The organism is Veillonella sp. T11011-6 (assembly GCF_002959755.1).
Lineage (GTDB): Bacteria > Bacillota > Negativicutes > Veillonellales > Veillonellaceae > Veillonella.
The window spans coordinates 1-21,681 of record NZ_PPCW01000001.1 but is presented as its reverse complement, the minus strand read 5'-3'; the positions used below and the strand labels follow the sequence as shown (position 1 = coordinate 21,681).

The 21,681-nt window shown below is 40.2% G+C and carries 17 protein-coding genes, 1 tRNA gene and 2 rRNA genes; 2 read left to right on the top strand and 18 right to left on the bottom strand.

Annotation, left to right across the window (positions count from 1 at the left end; genetic code table 11):
• Nucleotide 1: 1 nt before the first annotated feature.
• The 16 genes from VRHSUH10_RS00100 to VRHSUH10_RS00025 form a co-directional block, all read right to left on the bottom strand.
• Nucleotides 2-772: a TatD family hydrolase gene (locus tag VRHSUH10_RS00100; protein ID WP_105088970.1), complete on the bottom strand. Its 771-nt coding sequence runs from the start codon at nucleotides 770-772 to the stop codon at nucleotides 2-4.
• The gene (gene metG / locus VRHSUH10_RS00095) at nucleotides 772-2,718 is read right to left on the bottom strand and encodes a methionine--tRNA ligase (protein WP_105088969.1); all 1,947 of its coding nucleotides are present in this window, start codon (nucleotides 2,716-2,718) and stop codon (nucleotides 772-774) included. Before metG ends, VRHSUH10_RS00100 begins: the two co-directional genes overlap by 1 nt.
• A 34-nt stretch (nucleotides 2,719-2,752) precedes the next feature.
• Nucleotides 2,753-3,601 (bottom strand): 16S rRNA (cytidine(1402)-2'-O)-methyltransferase, encoded by an 849-nt coding sequence (gene rsmI / locus VRHSUH10_RS00090; RefSeq protein ID WP_105088968.1) that lies wholly within the window; start codon nucleotides 3,599-3,601, stop codon nucleotides 2,753-2,755.
• Nucleotides 3,591-4,316, bottom strand: a complete 726-nt coding sequence (locus VRHSUH10_RS00085; RefSeq protein ID WP_105088967.1) for a tRNA1(Val) (adenine(37)-N6)-methyltransferase — start codon at nucleotides 4,314-4,316, stop codon at nucleotides 3,591-3,593. The genes rsmI and VRHSUH10_RS00085 overlap by 11 nt, the downstream gene beginning before the upstream one ends.
• Nucleotides 4,309-5,154, bottom strand: coding sequence for a stage 0 sporulation family protein (locus VRHSUH10_RS00080; RefSeq protein ID WP_105088966.1), 846 nt, complete (start codon nucleotides 5,152-5,154; stop codon nucleotides 4,309-4,311). The genes VRHSUH10_RS00085 and VRHSUH10_RS00080 overlap by 8 nt, the downstream gene beginning before the upstream one ends.
• Nucleotides 5,155-6,195, bottom strand: coding sequence for a hypothetical protein (locus VRHSUH10_RS00075; protein ID WP_105088965.1), 1,041 nt, complete (start codon nucleotides 6,193-6,195; stop codon nucleotides 5,155-5,157). It lies immediately after the preceding gene.
• Nucleotides 6,196-6,270: 75 nt separating this feature from the next.
• Entirely contained in the window at nucleotides 6,271-6,957 is a 687-nt protein-coding gene (locus VRHSUH10_RS00070) for a thymidylate kinase (RefSeq protein ID WP_105088964.1), read from the bottom strand.
• Between the two features lie 2 nt (nucleotides 6,958-6,959).
• The gene (locus VRHSUH10_RS00065) at nucleotides 6,960-8,441 is read right to left on the bottom strand and encodes an aminotransferase class I/II-fold pyridoxal phosphate-dependent enzyme (RefSeq protein ID WP_105088963.1); all 1,482 of its coding nucleotides are present in this window, start codon (nucleotides 8,439-8,441) and stop codon (nucleotides 6,960-6,962) included.
• A 58-nt stretch (nucleotides 8,442-8,499) separates the two neighbouring features.
• Complete coding sequence (gene pth / locus VRHSUH10_RS00060; RefSeq protein WP_105088962.1) at nucleotides 8,500-9,078, bottom strand: aminoacyl-tRNA hydrolase; 579 nt, start codon at nucleotides 9,076-9,078, stop codon at nucleotides 8,500-8,502.
• 10 nt (nucleotides 9,079-9,088) lie between these two features.
• Nucleotides 9,089-10,042 (bottom strand): ribose-phosphate pyrophosphokinase, encoded by a 954-nt coding sequence (locus VRHSUH10_RS00055; protein ID WP_005387130.1) that lies wholly within the window; start codon nucleotides 10,040-10,042, stop codon nucleotides 9,089-9,091.
• A gap of 126 nt (nucleotides 10,043-10,168) precedes the next feature.
• Nucleotides 10,169-11,542, bottom strand: coding sequence for a bifunctional UDP-N-acetylglucosamine diphosphorylase/glucosamine-1-phosphate N-acetyltransferase GlmU (glmU, locus tag VRHSUH10_RS00050; protein WP_105088961.1), 1,374 nt, complete (start codon nucleotides 11,540-11,542; stop codon nucleotides 10,169-10,171).
• Between the two features lie 127 nt (nucleotides 11,543-11,669).
• Entirely contained in the window at nucleotides 11,670-12,488 is an 819-nt protein-coding gene (purR, locus tag VRHSUH10_RS00045) for a pur operon repressor (protein ID WP_105088960.1), read from the bottom strand.
• Nucleotides 12,489-12,712: 224 nt separating this feature from the next.
• Nucleotides 12,713-13,321, bottom strand: coding sequence for a peptidoglycan-binding protein (locus VRHSUH10_RS00040; protein WP_005387136.1), 609 nt, complete (start codon nucleotides 13,319-13,321; stop codon nucleotides 12,713-12,715).
• Between the two features lie 255 nt (nucleotides 13,322-13,576).
• A complete protein-coding gene (gene nhaA, locus VRHSUH10_RS00035) occupies nucleotides 13,577-14,749 on the bottom strand; it encodes a Na+/H+ antiporter NhaA (protein WP_105088959.1) in 1,173 nt (390 codons plus the stop codon).
• A 28-nt stretch (nucleotides 14,750-14,777) separates the two neighbouring features.
• Nucleotides 14,778-15,932 carry a Na+/H+ antiporter NhaA gene (gene nhaA, locus VRHSUH10_RS00030; RefSeq protein WP_105088958.1) on the bottom strand — a complete coding sequence of 385 codons (1,155 nt, stop codon included), beginning with the start codon at nucleotides 15,930-15,932 and terminating at the stop codon, nucleotides 14,778-14,780.
• A gap of 195 nt (nucleotides 15,933-16,127) precedes the next feature.
• Nucleotides 16,128-17,453 carry a PepSY domain-containing protein gene (locus tag VRHSUH10_RS00025; protein ID WP_105088957.1) on the bottom strand — a complete coding sequence of 442 codons (1,326 nt, stop codon included), beginning with the start codon at nucleotides 17,451-17,453 and terminating at the stop codon, nucleotides 16,128-16,130.
• 136 nt (nucleotides 17,454-17,589) lie between these two features.
• Here VRHSUH10_RS00025 and VRHSUH10_RS00020 point away from each other — a divergent pair.
• Both VRHSUH10_RS00020 and VRHSUH10_RS00015 read left to right on the top strand, forming a co-directional pair.
• Nucleotides 17,590-17,663: transfer RNA gene (locus VRHSUH10_RS00020), tRNA-Gly, on the top strand.
• Between the two features lie 123 nt (nucleotides 17,664-17,786).
• On the top strand, nucleotides 17,787-17,996 hold the full coding sequence (locus VRHSUH10_RS00015; protein ID WP_105088956.1) for a molybdopterin-binding protein: 210 nt from the start codon (nucleotides 17,787-17,789) through the stop codon (nucleotides 17,994-17,996).
• Between the two features lie 557 nt (nucleotides 17,997-18,553).
• Here the strand turns inward: VRHSUH10_RS00015 and rrf are convergent.
• Nucleotides 18,554-18,670 (bottom strand): 5S ribosomal RNA (rrf, locus tag VRHSUH10_RS00010).
• Nucleotides 18,671-18,744: 74 nt separating this feature from the next.
• Nucleotides 18,745-21,679: ribosomal RNA gene (locus tag VRHSUH10_RS00005) — 23S ribosomal RNA — on the bottom strand.
• Nucleotides 21,680-21,681: the final 2 nt, after the last annotated feature.

Genomic DNA, 21,681 nt, shown 5'->3' with positions numbered 1-21,681 from the left:
ATTATTCAATACCAAATACACGTTTACCATTATTATAGGTAATCTCACAGAACTCATCTACATCCATACCTTTAAGGCCAGCAATTTCCTCTGCTACAAACTGAGTCTTGCTTGGGTCATTGCGACGGCCTCTAAATGGTGGTGGTGTCAAATATGGGGAATCTGTTTCAATAAGAATTCGATCTAACGGTACTTGTTTAGCTACTTCTTTAAGATTTGTAGATTTAGGGAATACTACAGGACCCGCAAATGATATGTAGAATCCCAATTTAATAGCTTCTTTTGCCATTTCCCAGCTACCAGAATAGCAGTGGAAAATGCCCCAATTATCTTTGCCTTCATTGCGCAAGATATTCATAATATCGCCATGTGCATCGCGGTCATGAATGATAATTGGTAAATCTACTTCACGAGCAAGCTCTAATTGACGAATGAATACGCGTTTCTGTGTTTCACGGTCAGAAAAATCATAGTAATAATCTAATCCAATCTCACCGATAGCTCGTACCTTATCATTATTAAGAGCTTGATTCTTATAGAACTCATAGTCTTCTTCTGTAAAATCTTTAGACTCATGAGGATGTGTACCTACAGCGGCATATAAACGGTCATACTGCTCCACTAAAGCTAGGCCTGATTCAACAGTACCTCGATCAACACCTGGAATCATAATGTATTCTACGCCTGCATCAAAGCAAGCTTGTAACATCTCATTACGGTCGTTGTCAAAACGACCGTCATTTACATGAGCATGCGAATCAAAGAGTTTCATTATTTAACCACACTTCCTGCTGGTAAAGATTCGATATTGGTTACTTCTAAATGTTCTTCCCAATCAGATGCAGATAGAATCATGCCATAAGACTCAATGCCCATCATCTTCTTAGGAGCCAAGTTAGCCAAGTAAATTACCTTTTTACCAACCATAGCTTCTGGTTCATAATATTGAGAGATACCGCTTAATACTGTGCGTTCTTCAATACCGATATCCAATACGAATTTCAATAATTTCTTGGACTTAGGAACCTTTTCACAGCTTACAACTTTTGCTACACGAAGATCTAATTTTTCAAAATCATCGTACGTAATATTTTCTTTTAATGGTGGAATATTAGATGTGTCTACAGCTTCTTCAATCTTCTCTTCCACAACAACTTCTACCATTTCAGGAATTTCAAAACGTGGATAAATAGGATCACCTTTTACAACTTTTGTACCTGTTGGAATTAAGCCCCAGACTTTTGCATCCTCAAGAGTAGCATCTGTAAAGCCTACAAGTCCTAATTGGTCCCAGATTTTTGGAGCACCTACAGGGATAACAGGACTTACTAAGATTGCAATAATACGCAATGCTTCTGCCAAGTGATACATAGCAGATTGTAAGCGTTCTTTATCATGAGCATCTTCAGATTTAGCCAATACCCAAGGCATTGTTTCATCAATGTATTTATTCATGCGACCAATAAAGGCCCATACGGATTTAATCGCTTTATTAAGCTCCATATTTTCCATAGCCGCTTCAAAATCTTTTGCAGTTTGAACGGCTAATGTGGATACATCACGATCCAAATCGTCCATATCATCGCATTTTGTAATCACACCACCATGGTATTTTTCAATCATCGCAATGGTACGGTTCAACAAATTACCTAAGTCATTAGATAAATCCGCATTGATTTTTGTAACAAAGTTAGGCAATGTAAAGTTACCATCATTACCGAGCGTAATTTCACTTAATAAATAATAACGCAAAGAATCTGCCCCATAGGTATCGATCAATGGAATTGGGTCAATAACATTCCCCAAAGATTTACTCATCTTTGTACCGTCAACAATCATCCAACCATGTCCAAATACCTTTTTAGGTAATGGTAACTCAAGGCTCATGAGCATCATAGGCCAAATAATGGTATGGAAACGTACTATTTCCTTACCTACTAAATGGAGATCTGCTGGCCAGTATCTTTTGTATAGTTCGCCATCCCCATCAAATGGAGATAATGCACTAATATAGTTAACCAATGCATCGAACCAAACATATACAACATGTTTAGGGTCGAATGGCACTTTGATACCCCAGTCAAAGGATGTACGAGATACAGCTAAGTCTTCTAAACCTTGTTTTACGAATTGAATCATCTCGTTACGACGGGATTCAGGTTGAATAAAATCAGGATTTTCTTCGATAAATTTCAACCATTGATCAGTATATTTACCGAGTTTAAAGAAATAGCTCTCTTCTTTTACTTTTTCTACAGGGCGCCCGCAATCTGGACAAGTATGGTTTTCACCAAGTTTTTGCTCAGTCCAGAATGTTTCGCATGGTGTACAGTACCAACCTTCATATTCAGCCTTGTAAATATCGCCTTTTTCATAAGCTTTTGTAAAGAGCTCTTGCACTACCTTTTCATGGCGTTCATCAGTAGTACGAATGAAGTCATCGTTAGAGATATGCATCTTCTCCCACAACGCTTTGAAGCCATTAACGATATTCGTAGTGTATTCAAGAGGTGTAATACCTTGCACTTCTGCAGCGCGTTGAATCTTTTGACCATGTTCATCAGAACCAGTCAAGAAACGCACATCATAACCAGCCAAACGCTTGAAACGAGCAATTGTATCAGCTACAGATGTACAATACGTATGACCAATGTGCAACTTAGCACTTGGATAATAAATAGGTGTCGTAATATAATACGTTTTTTTTGTGTCTCCCATGATGAGCCTCCTTCTAACCTTCGAATGGGAAGGTTTAACGTTCTACAATATTATATACATCCCGGCGGGAAACGTTAAAACGCTTTGCCACCTGGCGAATTGCTTCTTTTTTAGGTACCCCTGTATCCACAAGAGCTTGTACAGCATCTACATACGATGCTGGTTCGTCTGACACTTCACTAATGTCAGATTCTACTGTATCAGCTCCACCTACGATGAGGACAAATTCCCCTTTATAGGTTAGCTGTTCTAAATCATTTACAAGACTTTCCAAATCGGTGCGCACAAAAGTTTCAAACTTCTTAGTCAACTCCCTCGCCACCGTAATAGAACGATTCCCAAAGGCTTCATACATATCTTGTAAGACCTCTTGCAATCGATGAGGTGCTTCGTAAAACATGAGTGTTCCTGTTACTTGTGAAAGTCGTTGTAATTCTTCAACCCTATGTTTCCCCCGTTTAGGCAAGAAACCGGCGAAGGTAAACGATTTAGTATCTAGACCAGATGCAATAAGCGCTGTTAATGCCGCATTCGCACCTGGTAAAGGCACTACTGGTATGCCTTCTTCAATAGCTTTTGTGACTAGATCAGCACCTGGGTCAGATATAGCGGGCATACCGGCATCACTAACGCAAGCAATAGACTGTCCCTCTAACAAAAGCTCAATAATATAAGCACCCTTTTCTTCCTTATTGTGTTCATGATAAGAAATCAAAGGTTTCTTAATATCGAAGTGTTTTAATAAGATGCCCGTATGGCGCGTATCCTCTGCAGCGATAGCATCTACTTCACTTAAGATACGAACTGCACGATACGTCATATCTTCTAAATTGCCTATCGGTGTAGGCACCAAGTATAAGGTGCCCCATTCGTTATCGTTCATACCAAGAGGATACCTCCTTCGTGTACACATTAGGCTTCTCGTAAACGATAAGTGGCGGCTCTAGTACAAGGCCTGCCTGACCTTGATAAAGAGCCTCTATGAGCACCAGCTTAGCTGGCTTATCTATCATACCGTGAATAAAACGAATTCGCTTAGCTTGAAAGTTGGCTACTTCTAATTCATACAATGCATATTGTAAGCGACTAGCACTATAAATCATCCACAAGCGACCTTTACACTTAATAAAGGACTGTACTGCTTTCAAAATCTCTTCTAATGTTGTATGTCCATCATGAAGTGCCAAGGCCCGTTCTTCAGACGTAGGCTTTGCACCGCTTTCATAATCATAAAAAGGAGGATTTACAATAACGCCGTCAAAGGGCTTATCTTGTACATCTCGGTACGACATATGGCGATAATCGCCGCACAACATCGTTACCACATCTTGTTTATGATTATGCTCTACACTGCGCTGAGCTAAGTCAATAAGAGTTTCGTTGATATCAATACCCGTTATATGGCCCGCCCCTAAGGATATCCCTATGAGCGGCATAACACCTGTTCCCGTTCCAAGATCAACATAAGAATGACGACTATTGAAACGACAAAAGTGAATGAGCGCTATCGCATCAAAGGAAAAACGAAACATATCAGAACGTTGATAAATCTGTAAGCCATCTATAATTAAATCATCAAGTCGTTCTTGATCATTCATCAGGCAATGCCACCTCGGACCATTTTAAATCAATAGTACGGCCAGCTTCTAGCTGCACCTTCACCGTATGTTTATGGTGATTTACCTTTAAGACCTTACCAATACCTTCATCAGTAACTACCTCTTTACCAATCCCAGGAGGTGCAACCTCTTGAGGAGCTTGAGGGCGTTCCTTCTTCACGTATAGGTCGCCACCTTTTTTATATAAGTCATCTTCATAGTTAAGACAGCACATCAAACGACCACATACACCTGAGATTTTTGTAGGATTGAGACTCAAATTTTGGTCCTTAGCCATTCGAATCGATACAGGTGTAAAGTCACCTAAGAAGTTAGAACAACATAAAGGTCGACCACAAGCACCGATACCATTTAAAACCTTAGCCTCATCACGGACGCCTACTTGACGCAACTCAATGCGCGTTCTAAATACCGTTGCTAAATCCTTAACTAGCTCACGGAAGTCGATACGACCATCCGCAGTAAAGAAAAATATAATCTTATTCATATCAAATGTGTATTCCACATTGATAAGCTTCATCGGTAATTTACGTTTACCAATTTTTTCGAGACAAATTTCAAAGGCTTTTTCTTCGCGCTCTTTATTTTTCTCGATTTGTTTCAAATCTTTTGGAGTTGCCTTTCTAATAACAGGCTTAACCGGTGCTACAACAGCATCTTCAAAGACCTCTTTCGGTCCAATCACAACCGTACCGTATTCAACGCCACGTGCCGTTTCAACAATAACACCATCTCCAACAGATAATTCTAATTGTTCAGGCAGAAAATAGTAAATCTTCCCCGCCTTTTTAAAGCGTACGCCAACTATGGTTAGCATTTAATCCTCCTCCCGAGCATCATGAAGGGCGATACTAAGACCGTCCACCACGAGAGCGGTTTTTATATGTAAGCGCAAAGCCCGTTCCGCTTGCAATGTTTCAGTAATGACCTGTGACAATGCTTGCATAGACCAGCGCGGTAATAATCGTAATAATTGAGTCTTGTACATAGGTACCTGTAATTGTGTGTCTAATGCCCCCATTTTAAGAGCCATCATATCTCTACTCACAAGGCGCAGCCAATGCATCAATTCTGTTAGACTTTCACGAGGTAAGCTTTCACAAGCTAGAGAAATCATAGAAAACCATCTCGTTTCTAAGGCGAGGATATCCATTACTTTAACTGCTAACTCTAGCATTTCAATGCGACCTTGAGTAGCCAGTTTCTCCACTAACTGTGGATTACCATGACCTGCTAACAAAGCCTGCTCAATATCACCTGTGATTCCACGAGCTACAAGAGCCTTTCGAATTGTATCTACATCAACACTATTAAAGCCAACGCCCATACATCTAGAAATGATAGTTGGTAACACAGTGTTAATCTTGTTCGTAATTATGATGAAATACACCTGTTCAGGCGGTTCTTCGATGGTTTTAAGCATGGCATTTGCCATAACTGCATTGGCCGTGTGAAAGTCCTCCACAATGACAACGCGGTTACTATTACCTGCTACTGACAGATGATCTTGCAATAATGAATACCACTGCTCTACCTTTAGTGTCGTCTTCATAGGGCGAATCCAAAAGGCATCTCCCTTATCCATATAGATAGGTAAACCTTCTGCTTCGATGCGTTTTTCCGTCTCACCATTGGCAAGACGTGCTTCTTTTACATCTGCTAAATACGCTTCTCCCTTTGGTTGAGAAAATACTTGGCGTCCCAACAATAGAGACGCTAGACCTATGGCCATATCTAGCTTACCAAGACCTGCTTCACCATAAAACAAAAGGCTATGCGGTAATGCATTACGACTTACAAGTTCCGATAGGTGTGCCTTGATCGAATCTTGACCAATTATAGAATCAAAATATGTCATAGCCCCTCCTATCAATACATGCTCAATATTAATATTATATAAGAAAAAGGCGACTTTTAAAAGAGTCGCCCTATCCTAAGGTAGTAGATTTACTACTGCTTGATATACATCGTTATGAATGTCTTCAATGGTACGTAACGCATATTGACCAGCACCATCTTTAATAGCACAAGGAATACGGTGCCATTGATAGCGTTCTACTAGCTCTTCATAAGCATCGTGAACAGCTACTAAATACTGATGATTTCCTTCATGAATATCCCCTGTATTACCTCCCGTTTTACCAGTGCGCTCTGCCATAAGGGCTTCACTCACTTCAAGAGGCATATCTAAGAGACATACTGCATCAGGTGTAGGCAAGCCAAATTTATTAAACTCAAAGTCTTCAAGCCAATCTAAAAATGCAGTACGTTCCTTCTGATCGTCGTATTTTACCATTTGGTGCACCATATTAGATGTCGTATAACGATCTGCAATGATGATGCCCCCATTTGTATAGAACTCTTCCCAATCAGTTCTAAAGGAAGCAAAGCGATCGATAGCGTACATGGAGCTTGCCACATAAGGATTTACATCATGCACATCTTTGCCAAATTCTCCAGCTAGATACATTTTTATAGGCATAGCAGCACCGCTATCATAATTCGGAAAGCTTACAGATTTAACTGCATGACCTTCCTTGGTTAATCGCTCTACTAATAGTTTAGTTTGCGTAGCCTTACCGCTGCCATCTCCACCTTCTAGTATGATTAAAGTCCCCATAATTACTCCTGTAACACCCAAATTGTTTCCAATGTCATATCATCAGCCCCATTCGGTACATAACCTAGAGCCTTACGATTCTCTATATATTGTAACACAGACTCACTAATCACTTCACCTACTGCTACACAAGGAATCCCTGGAGGATAATAAGCAATTGTCTCTCCTGCTATACGATGAAGTGCGTCTTGTAACCGTACTTGCTCCCGATTGGCATACATAGCATTACGAGGCGTTACTCTTACAATAGGCTCAGGCAATAAAGCTGAATCTTTGCTAAGGTTTTGCAAATTCTCATCCTTCGTATCATTTGATTCATGAGATGTACTTAACACCGTATCGCTGATAGACCGTACAGCTTGAATAAGAGCCGTTATTGATTCTTTTGTATCACCAATGGTAATGAGTACTAGTACATGATGAGCCTGTACTAACTCTACCTCAATACGATGATCCCGTAACATCCGTTCAAATGCAACACCTGTAAGACCTAGTTCTTTAGCATCGATGAGTACCTTGGTACAGTCATAGTTTACCACTCGATCTTCTATGTCTCTGTATTCCATAGTAGTAATACCGGAAATCTTATGTAATTCACTACGTAAATATAAGCTCAATTCCACGGTACGACTAACGAGGTCTTCACCTACTGTAGCCAATTGATGACGCGCCATATCTAAGGATGCCAAAAAAATATAATTTGGACTTGTACTTTGTAACATTTGATGCATTTGTGTAATGCGACGTTTATTAATTCTTTCACCTTGCCCTAATAGCCACGATGTTTGTGTTAATGAGCCTACCGTTTTATGCGTGCTCTGTGCCACTAAGTCTGCACCTGCTGCAATGGCCTCGATAGGTAACGTGTTTGAAAATGGTAAATGTGGGCCGTGCGCTTCATCAACAAGAACAATCATGCCTCGTTTATGCGCTTCTTTCACAATATTTACAATATCGACACCTACACCATAATAATTTGGATACACTAAGAGAATCGCCTTAGCTTCTGGATTTGCATCCATGATTTTAACAGCATCGTCCAACGATACACCTAAGGGAATGCCCCAGCGCTCATCGAATTGGCAATCCATATAGACCGGTTTAGCACCAGATAACACAAGTCCACTAATAACTGAACGATGTGCTTCTCGAGGAATGATAATGGTTTCATCAGGACCTACAGTGCCCATAATCATCGCTTCAATTAAAGCAGTAGTACCATTAATGGAGAACCAACAATGATCAGCTCCATATAACTCAGCTGTTAAGTCCTGAGCCTCTTTTAATTCTCCTTCCGGTTCATGTAAATCATCTAAGGCATACATAACACCTAGGTCATATGGTAGTGCTGGTCCCATCCAGTCTTTTAGTAGTTGAGGTGCTTCTACACCAATCTTATGGCCTGGTGTATGAAAAGGCACAAAATGTTGTTTTTTATATGATTCTAAGGCCTCTACAAAAGGCATTCTTTCTTGATTACTCATATATACCTCGTAAAAAAGGCATGAATCTCAATGAGACTCATGCCCTTATGCATGTTATTTATCGCTGTGGACGACGCTTAGGATTGAATTGATTCATCCCTTTATCGATGCCCACCTCTAAAGTACCTAAGACTGCTTTCACAGTATCCTTGATACCTTTTTGTACCTTCTCTTGTGATTCTTCACTAAATGGTGCTAACACATGATCAATGACAGTCCATTGTGGTAATGGACGGCCAATGCCTACACGGAAACGTGGAAAGTTTTCAGTGCCTATATGGGAAATCAAGGATTTAATCCCATTATGACCACCAGAACTACCATTTGGTCGAATACGTAATTTGCCTACCGGTAAATCCATATCATCATAAATACAGTACACATCAGATGGGTCAATCTTATAATACCGCATCAACGGACCGACAGACTCACCACTGGCATTCATAAATGTTTGTGGCTTTACAAGCAATACCTTCTCACCATCTACAGTAATACTGCACACCTCTGCACGTTGTTCCTCTTTCCAAGGCGTGTGAGATACGGTATCTGCAATGGCATCGATAACCATAAATCCAATATTATGTTTTGTCGCTTCATATTGCTTGCCTGGATTACCAAGGCCTACTACTAATTTCAAGAATCACCTATTATTTATCAAATAAATTACTTACTGAAACTTCATGAAAGATACGCATAATTGCTTCGCCCAATAATGGAGCTACAGATAATTGCGTTACATTGTCTAATTTGCAATTTTCTGGTAATGGCATTGTGTTTGTTACGATTAGCTCTTTAATGTTAGAGTTTGCAATGCGTTCACTTGCTGGATCTGTTAATACAGCATGGGTAACAGCAGCCATAACAGATTTTGCACCAAATTCTTCTAATGCTTTAGCGCCTTCTACAAGGGAACCTGCTGTATCTACAATATCGTCAACGATGATGCAGTTTTTACCTTTTACATCGCCAATAAGATTCATAACTTTAGCTACGCCTGGTTCAGGACGTTTTTTCTCGATAATTGCGATTGGCGCACCAATGCGGTCAGCCAAATCACGAGCACGAGTTACACCGCCAAGGTCTGGAGATACAACAATCACATCTTCAAGATTTTTTTCATTAATGTATTTAGCTAAAATGGATGCACCATATAAATGATCTACTGGCACATCAAAGAAGCCTTGAATTTGACCAGCATGCAAGTCAATTGTTACAAGACGTGTAATACCAGAAGTTTGCATCAAGTTTGCTACTAATTTTGCTGTGATTGGTTCACGGCCACGAGTCTTACGGTCTTGGCGAGCATAGCCATAGTAAGGTACTACAGCAGTAATATGGCGTGCAGAAGCGCGTTTTAACGCATCAGCCATAACCATTAATTCCATCAAATTGTCGTTTACAGGATAGCTAGTTGGTTGAATGATAAATACATCTTTGCCACGTACGCTTTCATCAATCATAATTTGTACTTCGCCATTGTTAAAGCGACCTACAAATGCTTCACCTAAAGGCAAACCTAAATAATCACAAATTTCCTTTGCCAATGCAGGATTCGCATTACCTGTGAAAATTTTAAGTTTTTTGCCGTCTTCAAATGCCATTTTGTTACCCTTTCATTTGTTCCTATACTGGTTACTTATCCATAATCATCCATTACAGATACACACTATTGCCTTTTTATTGTATACTATTTTGCCCTAATTGTGTTAAAAAATTATAATATTTTTTTATTTCTTTTTGAAAGTATCGTCAGTTACCCAATTTTCTTTCACAATTTGCTTGCTACGACCTACGGCTAACGCCTTATCTGGTACATTTTTAGTAATGGTAGAACCGGCACCTACATAGCTATAATTACCTACTGTTACAGGAGCTACTAAGTTACTATTACAGCCAACGAAAGCGCCATCGCCAATTGTCGTACGATGTTTAACTTTACCATCGTAGTTTACAGTAATCGTACCACAACCAATATTAACACCAGAGCCTACGTCGCTATCGCCAATGTAGGAAAGATGTGGGAACTTAGTGCCTTCACCGACGTTAGAGTTTTTAACCTCTACGAAGTTACCTACATGAACCTTGTTACCAAGCACAGTATTAGGGCGCAAGTGAACATATGGGCCTACATCTACACCGTCTTTTACTTCGCAGTCATGACCATACGTGAAGTGAATAATCGTATCATTACCAACTTTTACATTTGTCAAACGAGTATGTGGACCGATTTCGCAGCGCTCACCAATGACAGTATTTCCTTCGAGGATTGTACCAGGGTGCAAGATTGTATCAGGCCCTACTGTTACCTCAGGAGCTACATATGTATTGGCTGGATCGATAATTGTTACACCAGCTGTCATTAACTCAACATTTTTACGATGTTTCAAAATAGATTCAGCTTCTGCTAATTGCAAGCGAGAGTTTACGCCTAGAGACTCTTCAAAATCCTTCGTCATATACGCGCTTACCTTGTCGCCACCATTTACAAGAATACCAACTACATCAGTGATATACAATTCACCTTGTGCATTATCATCAGATAATTGATCTAAGCAAGGCCATAATTTTTTACTATCAAAAGCATACATGCCTGTATTAACTTCTTGAACAGCTAATTCCTCTGGTTTACCATCTTTTTGCTCTACAATGCGAACTACAGAGCCTTCTTCATTGCGAATAATACGGCCATAACCTGTTGGATCCGGCATATGAGCTGTTAAAATTGTTGCAGCTGCACCAGAGTTTTTATGTTCTTCTAACAGTGCTTCTAAACTTTCTTTCGTAACAAGTGGTGTATCACCACAAAGTAATAAGATAGTACCATCATAATCGCCAAGCACTGGTTGAGCCATTTTTACAGCATGACCTGTACCATTTTGCTCTTCTTGACGAACAAATTCAGCGCGGTTCCCCAAGTAATTTTGTACCGCATCACCGCCAAAGCCTACGATAACCACATCGCGATTTGTACCAATAGACTGAACCGTTTCAAGAACGCGCTCTACCATCGCCTTACCGCCCACCTTGTGCAATACCTTTGGCAATTTAGATTTCATACGCGTACCCTTACCAGCAGCTAAAATAAGGCTTGCAATATTCATAGTAATCTCCTATCTGTTATCTCTCATATATATGACTTTTTAATAGTACTTACATCATATTAGCCCATTGTCTAATATGCGATATAAAGTCATTATATCTAACTATAATGTATCTAATATTAATTGGTTATTCTTCATCAAATACTGGTTCTATGTTGATTTTCTTTGTATTTTCATCAATACCATAGAACGTAAATAGTGATTCATAATCATCGATTAATTTTGGATTTGGCTCTGCCGTTGCTACTAGAACACCGGTCCCAACAACGACACCACTCATTTCTAAGACAAGCTCTTTAAGCCCTTTTGCAGTGCCACCAGCTTTCATAAAGTCATCAATAATTAAAACTCTAGCATTTGGAGGAATAGCTCTCTTCGTAAGTGTCATAGTTTGAATACGACCAGAGGATCCTGTTACGTAGTTGATACTAATAGCAGATCCTTCTGTTACCTTACTATCACGACGAGCAATGACGAGAGGTTTGTTGAAAGCTCGTGCTACCATGACAGCTAAAGGAATCCCCTTTGTTTCTACTGTCAGAATATAATCAGGATTGCGGTCCATAAAACGGGTCATAATGATTTCCCCAAGGCGTGTCATTACATGCCAATCATATAAGATATCAGACATGTAAATAAACCCACCAGGAATGATACGGTCTGGCTCCATCAAGCGAGTTTGCACATCTCGTAAAATATCATTAGCTTGAGCACCCTTACGATGAGGAATAAAACGCACTCCGCCTGCTACGCCGGCCACAGTTTCTAATGTACCAAGCTGAAAATGCTCCATAGACTGTCTCACACAGGTTAAGTCTTCACTAACCGTAGACTTTGCCATGCCAAAGAAGTCACAGAAATAATTTAAAGGAATCAATTTTTGCGGTGAATCAACTAACAATTTTGTCATTGCCACCATGCGTTCTACGCGCCGTACTTTATCCATAGAATTTCCTTTACCATTCATCATATAACTATTGATTACACTCATGTAACAAATGTCATGAGTTATTTCAAATATATCTATGTTTATTATACCATAATTTCCGAATATTCGAGGTTATAGAAACACTATAATTCGGTAAAATAAAAACTCTCTAGTCCTCATATAATACTGTTAGTTTAGACCTTATAGTCTATTACACTATTATATATACTAGAGAGTTTTTATTATAAAACGTAAACCTTCACAGTTTGACGACCAAACTGCAATGCTTCAGAACGAGAATCATAAGCTAAGTCAATTCTATGACCTTTGATAGCTCCACCAACATCGTCAGCTACAGCATAACCATAACCTTCAATGTATAATCGCGTGCCTAATGGAATTAATTTTGGATCTACAGATACTATGCCCTTCTTTAAGCGACTACCTGTAGCCGTATAATTGCCATTGCCAGGATCTTGAGCAGAATAAGCACTAGCTTGCATAGTTAAAACTCGGGAGTATTTATTTGGCACACCATTATGACTTAATTCTGTACCATGTCCACCATAACGAGTCTCCATCTTTTCTAAAGCATTCATCGTACTAGGACCAACGCGACCATCTACAGCGAGTCCCTTCGACTTTTGAAATTTCCGTACAGCTTGTTCCGTATTATGACCATAAATACCATCTACAGAATCATGTAAAAAACCTTGATGCTTTAACATGGTTTGCACCTTGCTAACATGGTGCCCCCGTTGTCCCCGATCAATTGTTTTTGCCAATGATACGGAAGATACCATTGTAGTCATACAAACAAGCGTACATGCGATAATTATTTTCTTAACCATATACACCTCACCTTACATCAGTAGTATACTATACAGTTTTAAATAATCTATAAACCTTTTTGACATAGCAATACCAAAAATGCATATATAATGCACGTTTTTAACTATATCTCAAATCTAGTACTACATATATATCATAGAAATATAGTATAGCAATGAAAAATCTCCATTATAGTCTGCCTAATCAAGTAAAGTTTTTACGTTTTGATTATATAGACAGTCAATAATGGAGACTTTTATAATAACTATTTAATTTTAGCAGTTATGATATACACCTATATGGCATTCCTTACGCTTAGCACCAACTATACGTAAGTATGTATAGCCAATAACAGCAGAAATGATGGAACCGATTAATACGCCCCCCTTAGCCATCTCTTGAGCATGACCTGGATCAAAAGCTAAAACGGAAACAAATATACTCATAGTAAAACCAATACCACATACAATGGAGGTACCATAAATAAATTTCCAGTTAGCTTCTGCTGGCATAGGTACAATACCTAACTTAATCATCCCAAACATAGCACCAAAGATACCGATTTGTTTACCTAAAATAAGGCCTAGTGCAACACCTAAAACAACAGGATGTGTTAAATCTGCTACACCGAATCCAGCAAGACTTACACCGGCATTAAAGAAAGCAAAAATAGGAACAATCACAAAGCTTACCCAGTTAGATAAATAATGTTCCCAATGTTGCATTGGTCTAACATATTTACGACCAATCTTACCCCGTTCAGGAATTGTCATCGCCAAGATTACACCAGCCATAGTAGCATGTAATCCAGACCGAAGAATACAATACCATAAAATTAAACCAAGAATGATATAAGATAAAGATCTAACGTAACCAGACCGATTACAGTAAATCAATAAGCCCGTTACAATAACAGCACCTACTAGATAAAAAAGATTAAGATTCGATGCATAAAAAATAGCAATAACAATGATGGCAATTAAGTCATCAATAACCGCTAAGGCTGTCAAAAACACCTTCATAGAGTTAGGAACTCTAGAACCCAAAGCAGTTATAACACCTATAGCAAAAGCAATGTCAGTCGCGGTTGGAATAGCCCAACCATGAACATACACTTCACTAGAACCAGCAATAAGATAGTAAATAATAGCAGGTACCAACACACCAAATAATGCAGCAACACCTGGCATAATACGCTTAGCATTCGTATTAAGTTCACCACTTACTAATTCACGCTTTACTTCTAACCCAACAAAGAGGAAGAAAATTGCCATTAGTGCATCATTAACCCACTCCATAGTTGTTAATGGACCTAGCTTTAAATTAACAAGTGACATATACTGTGTCGTTAATGGAGAGTTTGCTACGATTAATGCAATAAGTGTAGCTCCTAGTAGAACAGCAGTCGCCGAACCAGGAGAACGTAAAAATACAAATATCCGTTCCATATGATTCCTTCCTAATATAATACGTTCATTATTTATGCTTAAAAGTTCTTATTTTATATGCCAAAATTAAGACTATAGCACCTAATAAACCAGAAATAATAGAACCTATAAAGATACCAATTTTAGACATTTCTTGATTGACACCAGGTGGAAATGCCAATGTAGCTACAAATAAGCTCATAGTAAAACCAATACCACAAACGATGGCAGTACCATAAACCTCTGGCCATGTTGTATTAGTAGGCATTTTGATAATCTTAGATTTAACCAGAACGAAAACTGCAGAGAAAATACCAAACTGTTTACCTAAAATAAGGCCTAATGAAACGCCTAGTACAACAGGATGGAATAAGTGATCTACTGAAACATCAGCAAAGGATACCCCTGCATTTAAGAAACTAAATAAAGGAATAATTAAAAAATTAACCCAATGCTTCAGTTTATCTGCCCATTTATGCATAGGATATACTGTTTCACCGTCAAGTTTACCTGTTGCAGGAATCGTCATAGCTAAGACAACCCCAGCAATAGTTGCATGAACGCCAGATTTTAATACAAAATACCAAAGAACTGCACCCAATACACCATATAATACGGGTCTCACATACCCCTGTTTATTAGTATACCACAATGCGCCTGTTACGATAGCGGCACCAATCAAATACGGAAAGTCTACACCGGCACCGTAGAAGATAGCTATAACGATAATAGCAATTAAATCATCAATAACAGCTAAGGCAGAAAGAAAAGCTTTCATAGCTTGAGATACACGTTTACCAAGCATCATAATAACACCTATGGCAAATGCAATATCTGTAGCTGTTGGAATCCCCCATCCATGGGTATACTCAGGGACAGAACCAGCAATTAAGAAATATACTAAAGCGGGTGTAACAACACCTGCAAAAGCGGCTAAGAGTGGTAATACTCTTTTTGAATTTGTATTCAATTCGCCAGAAATCATTTCTGATTTAATCGCTAGCCCTACATATAGGAAAAAGAGTGCCATTAACCCATCATTAACCCATTCCAGTATATCCATTGGTCCCCAATAGACGTGCATTAAGGAAAAATACTGTTCTGCTAATGGAGAGTTTGCTGTAATAACACCAAGAATAGCGGCAAGTAAGAGCATAATACCGCCAGATGATTCAGACTGAATAAATGCTTTTATATAATTCATAGTAACTACCACTTTCTCAATTATAAATATAAATACAAATTTCTATACATAAAAATCATTTATTTAAATTTATTATATCATTTCAGTTCGAAAATAATCAATGAACTAATGATGAACCATGCTGATTGAGTCAAGAGTAATCAAATATTTGTGACAAATGCATATGCTAATTGAGTACAGGAATAATACAATGAATTAATGATTAAATCCTCTAACTAAAGAAATAAAAAACACAATAAGAGGAATTGTCAAACATATAGCAGCGATAGTATTTGTGATTGGATTTGACCAAAGAGGAACAATAAAGCCAAGTAATACTAACATGCTACAACAGATTGGTGTACGCCAAACATGTTGTATCTCTACTGGCACTTTAGATTCTAAAGCATTAGATCGTATACATTTCTTTTTAATCGTCATCATAATACCAGTCACAATACCTATGATAAGAACGATATCCCAAATGGCCCATAATAGTTTAAGTACCATCGTATTATGATTATGTATATGGAGATTAATCATGGTAGTCATGCCTGTGAAATACCAAGGAATTGTTTTTGTAGAATACATATCCTTAGTCGAATCAGTATATAAATTAGCATAAACTGGTTGTCCCAAGAACATAGCTGGGTCATCGTCATTTTCAGCACCTAAATAAAATGCATAGTGATGGTCATTAAATTTAGATGGATAATCAATAGATATAAGCTGACGATCAGGATAGGCTTTCATAATGCGAGAAATAGCTTCGGATGGTTGTAATACATCAGATTGACCTGTTGAAAGCTCTTGCTTTGCAGTATGTAGTACATCTGCATTATAACTATCATTGGCAATAAAAAATCCACCTATCCAAACACCTGTAATGCACAATATAAATCCCCATACCGTGGCAACCATGGCAAATTCTCGATGCAATGTACTTAATTTCATATAGTTAGACAATACAGAGGATTTCGCAAAACTTTTACGAAATGGCCCGTATAAAAAAATACCAGAAACAATAGATACACCACATAGGAACGATAAAATTGTTACAATGTAAATCCCTGTCTTTCCAAGATCCAATCTTGTATGTAGTTGATGAAGCGTATGTAATACACTTCGAACCCAAGGATGAGCAGGTGTTTCATGATGGGTAGTAATGAGAGCCTTTGTTTCAGGATTATATAATGCATAATCTCCACCCATACCCATACGTGCTGGAGGTGCTACGGTAGCTGATGACTCAATAATACGATACCGTAAAAGATGTGAAGCCCCCATGGCAGGAGAAATATTTAAAATATCCTTTGACGGATATTTTGCCTTAACTAGTAGAGCCCCTTCATCAGCATAATCAAAAATAGAGGTCTCTTCTTGCCCCATAACCATTGATGATGAGGTATGGTTCGTTTCCCCTTGAGCCCACGCATTTAATTCAGTTCTAAACATGAGGATAAGCCCTGTAATACAGAACATTAAGAAAAATAGCACAGAAACTATAGATAACCATTTATGGATTTTATAAATCTTTGACATACATATGCCTCCTTCCTCATTATTTTATACATCTATTCTTATATTAGTACAATACAGCTACTACTATAGGTATTGAGTATATAAACAAGCTCCACTTGAATGAACATATTATAGTATGATACAATATGTTCATCATGCGGGCGTAGTTCATCGGTAGAATGCGAGCTTCCCAAGCTTGAGAGGAGGGTTCGATTCCCTTCGCCCGCTCCATATTAAGCTGTGATACAAATCACGGCTTATTTTATAATTAATGATATAATATACATAGATATGTTTCTATATATACACTATATACATGTATTTGTATTGTATACGTCTTATAAGGAGTAAAATATGAAATTAAGTGCAAGAAATCAATTAAAAGGTACAATTGTTGAAATTCAAGAAGGTGCCGTAAACGCAATCGTTAAAATCAATGTAGGTAATGATAACGTTATTACTGCAGATATTACAGTTCAATCTGTTAAAGAATTGGGCTTAGCAGTAGGTAAAGAAGTATACGCTGTTATCAAAGCAACTAACGTAATGGTTGGTGTAGAATAATAAAAAATTAGAGCTGCTTAGGCAGCTCTTTTTTTGTATATCAATTAAATTCCCAATAAGATATTATAAATAAATATGCCCTATGATTTTGTGATCATGGGGCTTGTTATTTACATAAATGTGGAGTTGCTCAACTGGTTTACGGTGCGATAACATTGGCAAGTTGTGCCTATATAATGCTATTTATTTACATATATCTGAATTTACTCAACTGGTTTACGGTGCGATACCATAGGTACTACGCACCGCGGTATCGATTAGATAGGGTTTATATCTACCACTAGCCGCGGCTTCCTATCAATCCTCACTGTGGATTTCCCTTCCCTGCTTCGCAGCTTGGTAAATCTTACGTTCGGAAGAAAGCGATGCAGTGAATCTGTCGTCGTTTCACTCCTCCATCTTCTACTGCACTGCTTTTCCCAAAGCCGTCTTACACGGACACTTACATAGATACAACCTCTACAACCTTGGCTGGAGGCGGCTCTAGTAGGGTTAGCTAGTCGAAGACTAGCAAAAAGAAAAAGGCCTACCTTTAGGTAGACCTTTTTCTTTTCGTTAATCAGCAGCTTCCTATCCTCCCAGGCCGTCTCCAGCCAAGTACTTTCGGCGTTTATGAGCTTAACTACTGTGTTCGAGATGGGAACAGGTGGATCCTCATAGCCATCGCCACTGAATCTGTCAGAGTTTGTACTCTGAAAACCACATAGAAGTTATATATATTTGTTGCACATTCTGCTTAATGTTTATTTAAGTAAAGCCCTCGATCTATTAGTACCAGTCAGCTCCAAACCTCACGGCTCTTCCACACCTGGCCTATCAACCATGTCGTCTACATGGGATCTTACTAGCTTATGCTATGAGAAACCTCATCTCAAGGCTGGTTTCACGCTTAGATGCTTTCAGCGTTTATCCGTCCCGAACGTAGCTACCCAACTGTACCCTTGGCAGGATAATTGGTACACCAGCGGTTCGTCCACTCCGGTCCTCTCGTACTAGGAGCAGCCCCCTTCAAGTTTCTTGCGCCCGCGATGGATAGGGACCGAACTGTCTCACGACGTTCTGAACCCAGCTCACGTACCACTTTAATCGGCGAACAGCCGAACCCTTGGGACCTACTTCAGCCCCAGGATGTGATGAGCCGACATCGAGGTGCCAAACCTCCCCGTCGATATGGACTCTTGGGAGAGATTAGCCTGTTATCCCCAGGGTAGCTTTTATCCGTTGAGCGATGGCCCTTCCACTCGGCACCACCGGATCACTAAGCCCGACTTTCGTCCCTGCTCGACCTGTCCGTCTCGCAGTCAAGCTCCCTTCTGCCTTTACACTCTTCGAGCGATTTCCGTCCGCTCTGAGGGAACCTTTGGGCGCCTCCGTTACTCTTTAGGAGGCGACCGCCCCAGTCAAACTGCCCGCCTAAGACTGTCCGGCCGGTCGTTACTCGGCCCGTTAGAAATCAATTAATGAAAGGGTGGTATCCCAACAACGACTCCTCTAAAACTGGCGTCCTAGATTCTAAGTCTCCCACCTATCCTGTACATTCATTAACTAAGTTCAATCTTAGGTTGCAGTAAAGCTCCATGGGGTCTTTCTGTCCAGTCGCGGGTAACCTGCATCTTCACAGGTACTTCAATTTCACCGGGTCCCTCGTTGAGACAGTGCGCAAGTCGTTACACCTTTCGTGCGGGTCGGAACTTACCCGACAAGGAATTTCGCTACCTTAGGACCGTTATAGTTACGGCCGCCGTTTACTGGGGCTTCAATTCAGAGCTTCGACCGAAGTCTAACCCCTCCTCTTAACCTTCCAGCACCGGGCAGGTGTCAGCACCTATACATCAGCTTTCGCTTTAGCAGGCACCTGTGTTTGTGGTAAACAGTCGCTTGCGCCTCTCTTGTGCCACTCATTCATGCTCCATGCGTTGCTGCACTTCACACTACATGAGTCCTCCTTTTCCCGAAGTTACGGAGGCATTTTGCCGAGTTCCTTAACGAGGGTTTTCCCGCGCACCTTAGGATTCTCTCCCCGCCTACCTGTGTCGGTTTTGGTACGGGCGATGTGTCTCTACCTAGAAGCTTTTCTCGACAGTGTAGGATCAATCACTTCGTTACTATCGCTAGTAACTCGTCATCACATCTCAGCTTTTAGAGCTACGGATTTGCCTATAGCTCAACCTACATGCTTAAACACGCACTTCCAATCGCGTGCTGACCTACCTTACTGTGTCACTCCATCGATCAAACGATTCACACCGGTACAGGAATTTCAACCTGTTGTCCATCGCCTACGCTTTTCCGCCTCGGCTTAGGTCCCGACTTACCCTGAGACGACGATCGTTGCTCAGGAACCCTTAGGCTTTCGGTGGAATGGATTCTCACCATTCTTTTCGCTACTCATACCGACATTCTCACTTCTCATCAGTCCACAACTCCTTACGGTACTGCTTCAACCCAATGAGAACGCTCCCCTACCCATATACATTGCTGCATATGACACGACTTCGGTTTTACACTTTAGCCCCGGACATTTTCGGCGCAGAGTCTCTCGACCAGTGAGCTATTACGCACTCTTTAAATGGTGGCTGCTTCTAAGCCAACATCCTGGTTGTTTTGGAAATTCCACATCCTTCGCCACTTAGTGTAACATTTGGGACCTTAGTCGGTGTTCTGGGCTGTTTCCCTCTTGACAATGGACCTTATCATTCACTGTCTGACTCCCGAGTATAAGTATAGCCATTCGTAGTTTGACTAGGTTCGGTAACCGGTATGGCCCCTAGCCCGATCAGTGCTCTACCGCCTATACTCTCAACCTCGAGGCTAGCCCTAAAGCTATTTCGGGGAGAACCAGCTATCTCCGTGTTCGATTGGCATTTCACCCCTATCCACAACTCATCCCAAAGCTTTTCAACGCTCACGAGTTCGGTCCTCCACACAATTTTACCTGTGCTTCAACCTGGCCATGGATAGATCACTACGGTTTCGGGTCTACTATTACTAACTAAACGCCCTGTTCAGACTCGCTTTCGCTGCGGCTCCGTGTTTTCCACTTAACCTCGCTAGCAACAGTAACTCGTCGGTTCATTCTTCAATAGGCACGCCGTCGTCCTGATATATATACAGACTTCGACTGTTTGTAGACATACGGTTTCAGGTTCTCTTTCACTCCCCGCCAGGGGTTCTTTTCACCTTTCCCTCACGGTACTATGCGCTATCGGTCGATATCAGTATTTTGGCTTGGAGGGTGGTCCCCCCTGCTTCCCACAAGGTTTCACGTGTCTCGTGGTACTCTGGATACAGTCCCATGTATGCAAGGTTTCGATTACAGGGCTTTCACCTTCTGCGGCTGAGCTTTCCAACTCGATTCTTCTACCTCATTTACACTTGATGACTGTCCTCAACCCCGGTGCGGTTGCCCGCTCCGGTTTGGCCTCTTTCCCGTTCGCTCGCCGCTACTAAGAAAATCTCGTTTGATTACTTTTCCTCCGGGTAATTAGATGTTTCAGTTCCCCGGGTGCCCTCCTCATAGTCTAAGCTATGGGTGACAGTGCATAACCACTGCCGGGTTCCCCCATTCGGAAATCTACGGGTCAAAGGTTGCTTGCACCTCTCCGTAGCTTATCGCAGCTTACCGCGTCCTTCTTCGGCTGATATCGCCAAGGCATCCACCGTACGCCCTTAAAATCTTTACTTA

Excerpts from the sequence above, each read along its gene's own strand:
- VRHSUH10_RS00100 (WP_105088970.1), bottom strand. The coding sequence starts at position 772 with ATGAAACTCTTTGATTCGCATGCTCATGTAAATGACGGTCGTTTTGAC.
- metG (WP_105088969.1), bottom strand. The coding sequence starts at position 2,718 with ATGGGAGACACAAAAAAAACGTATTATATTACGACACCTATTTATTAT.
- rsmI (WP_105088968.1), bottom strand. The coding sequence starts at position 3,601 with ATGAACGATAACGAATGGGGCACCTTATACTTGGTGCCTACACCGATA.
- VRHSUH10_RS00085 (WP_105088967.1), bottom strand. The coding sequence starts at position 4,316 with ATGAATGATCAAGAACGACTTGATGATTTAATTATAGATGGCTTACAG.
- VRHSUH10_RS00080 (WP_105088966.1), bottom strand. The coding sequence starts at position 5,154 with ATGCTAACCATAGTTGGCGTACGCTTTAAAAAGGCGGGGAAGATTTAC.
- VRHSUH10_RS00075 (WP_105088965.1), bottom strand. The coding sequence starts at position 6,195 with ATGACATATTTTGATTCTATAATTGGTCAAGATTCGATCAAGGCACAC.
- VRHSUH10_RS00070 (WP_105088964.1), bottom strand. The coding sequence starts at position 6,957 with ATGGGGACTTTAATCATACTAGAAGGTGGAGATGGCAGCGGTAAGGCT.
- VRHSUH10_RS00065 (WP_105088963.1), bottom strand. The coding sequence starts at position 8,441 with ATGAGTAATCAAGAAAGAATGCCTTTTGTAGAGGCCTTAGAATCATAT.
- VRHSUH10_RS00055 (WP_005387130.1), bottom strand. The coding sequence starts at position 10,042 with ATGGCATTTGAAGACGGCAAAAAACTTAAAATTTTCACAGGTAATGCG.
- glmU (WP_105088961.1), bottom strand. The coding sequence starts at position 11,542 with ATGAATATTGCAAGCCTTATTTTAGCTGCTGGTAAGGGTACGCGTATG.
- purR (WP_105088960.1), bottom strand. The coding sequence starts at position 12,488 with ATGGATAAAGTACGGCGCGTAGAACGCATGGTGGCAATGACAAAATTG.
- VRHSUH10_RS00040 (WP_005387136.1), bottom strand. The coding sequence starts at position 13,321 with ATGGTTAAGAAAATAATTATCGCATGTACGCTTGTTTGTATGACTACA.
- nhaA (WP_105088959.1), bottom strand. The coding sequence starts at position 14,749 with ATGGAACGGATATTTGTATTTTTACGTTCTCCTGGTTCGGCGACTGCT.
- nhaA (WP_105088958.1), bottom strand. The coding sequence starts at position 15,932 with ATGAATTATATAAAAGCATTTATTCAGTCTGAATCATCTGGCGGTATT.
- VRHSUH10_RS00025 (WP_105088957.1), bottom strand. The coding sequence starts at position 17,453 with ATGTCAAAGATTTATAAAATCCATAAATGGTTATCTATAGTTTCTGTG.
- VRHSUH10_RS00015 (WP_105088956.1), top strand. The coding sequence starts at position 17,787 with ATGAAATTAAGTGCAAGAAATCAATTAAAAGGTACAATTGTTGAAATT.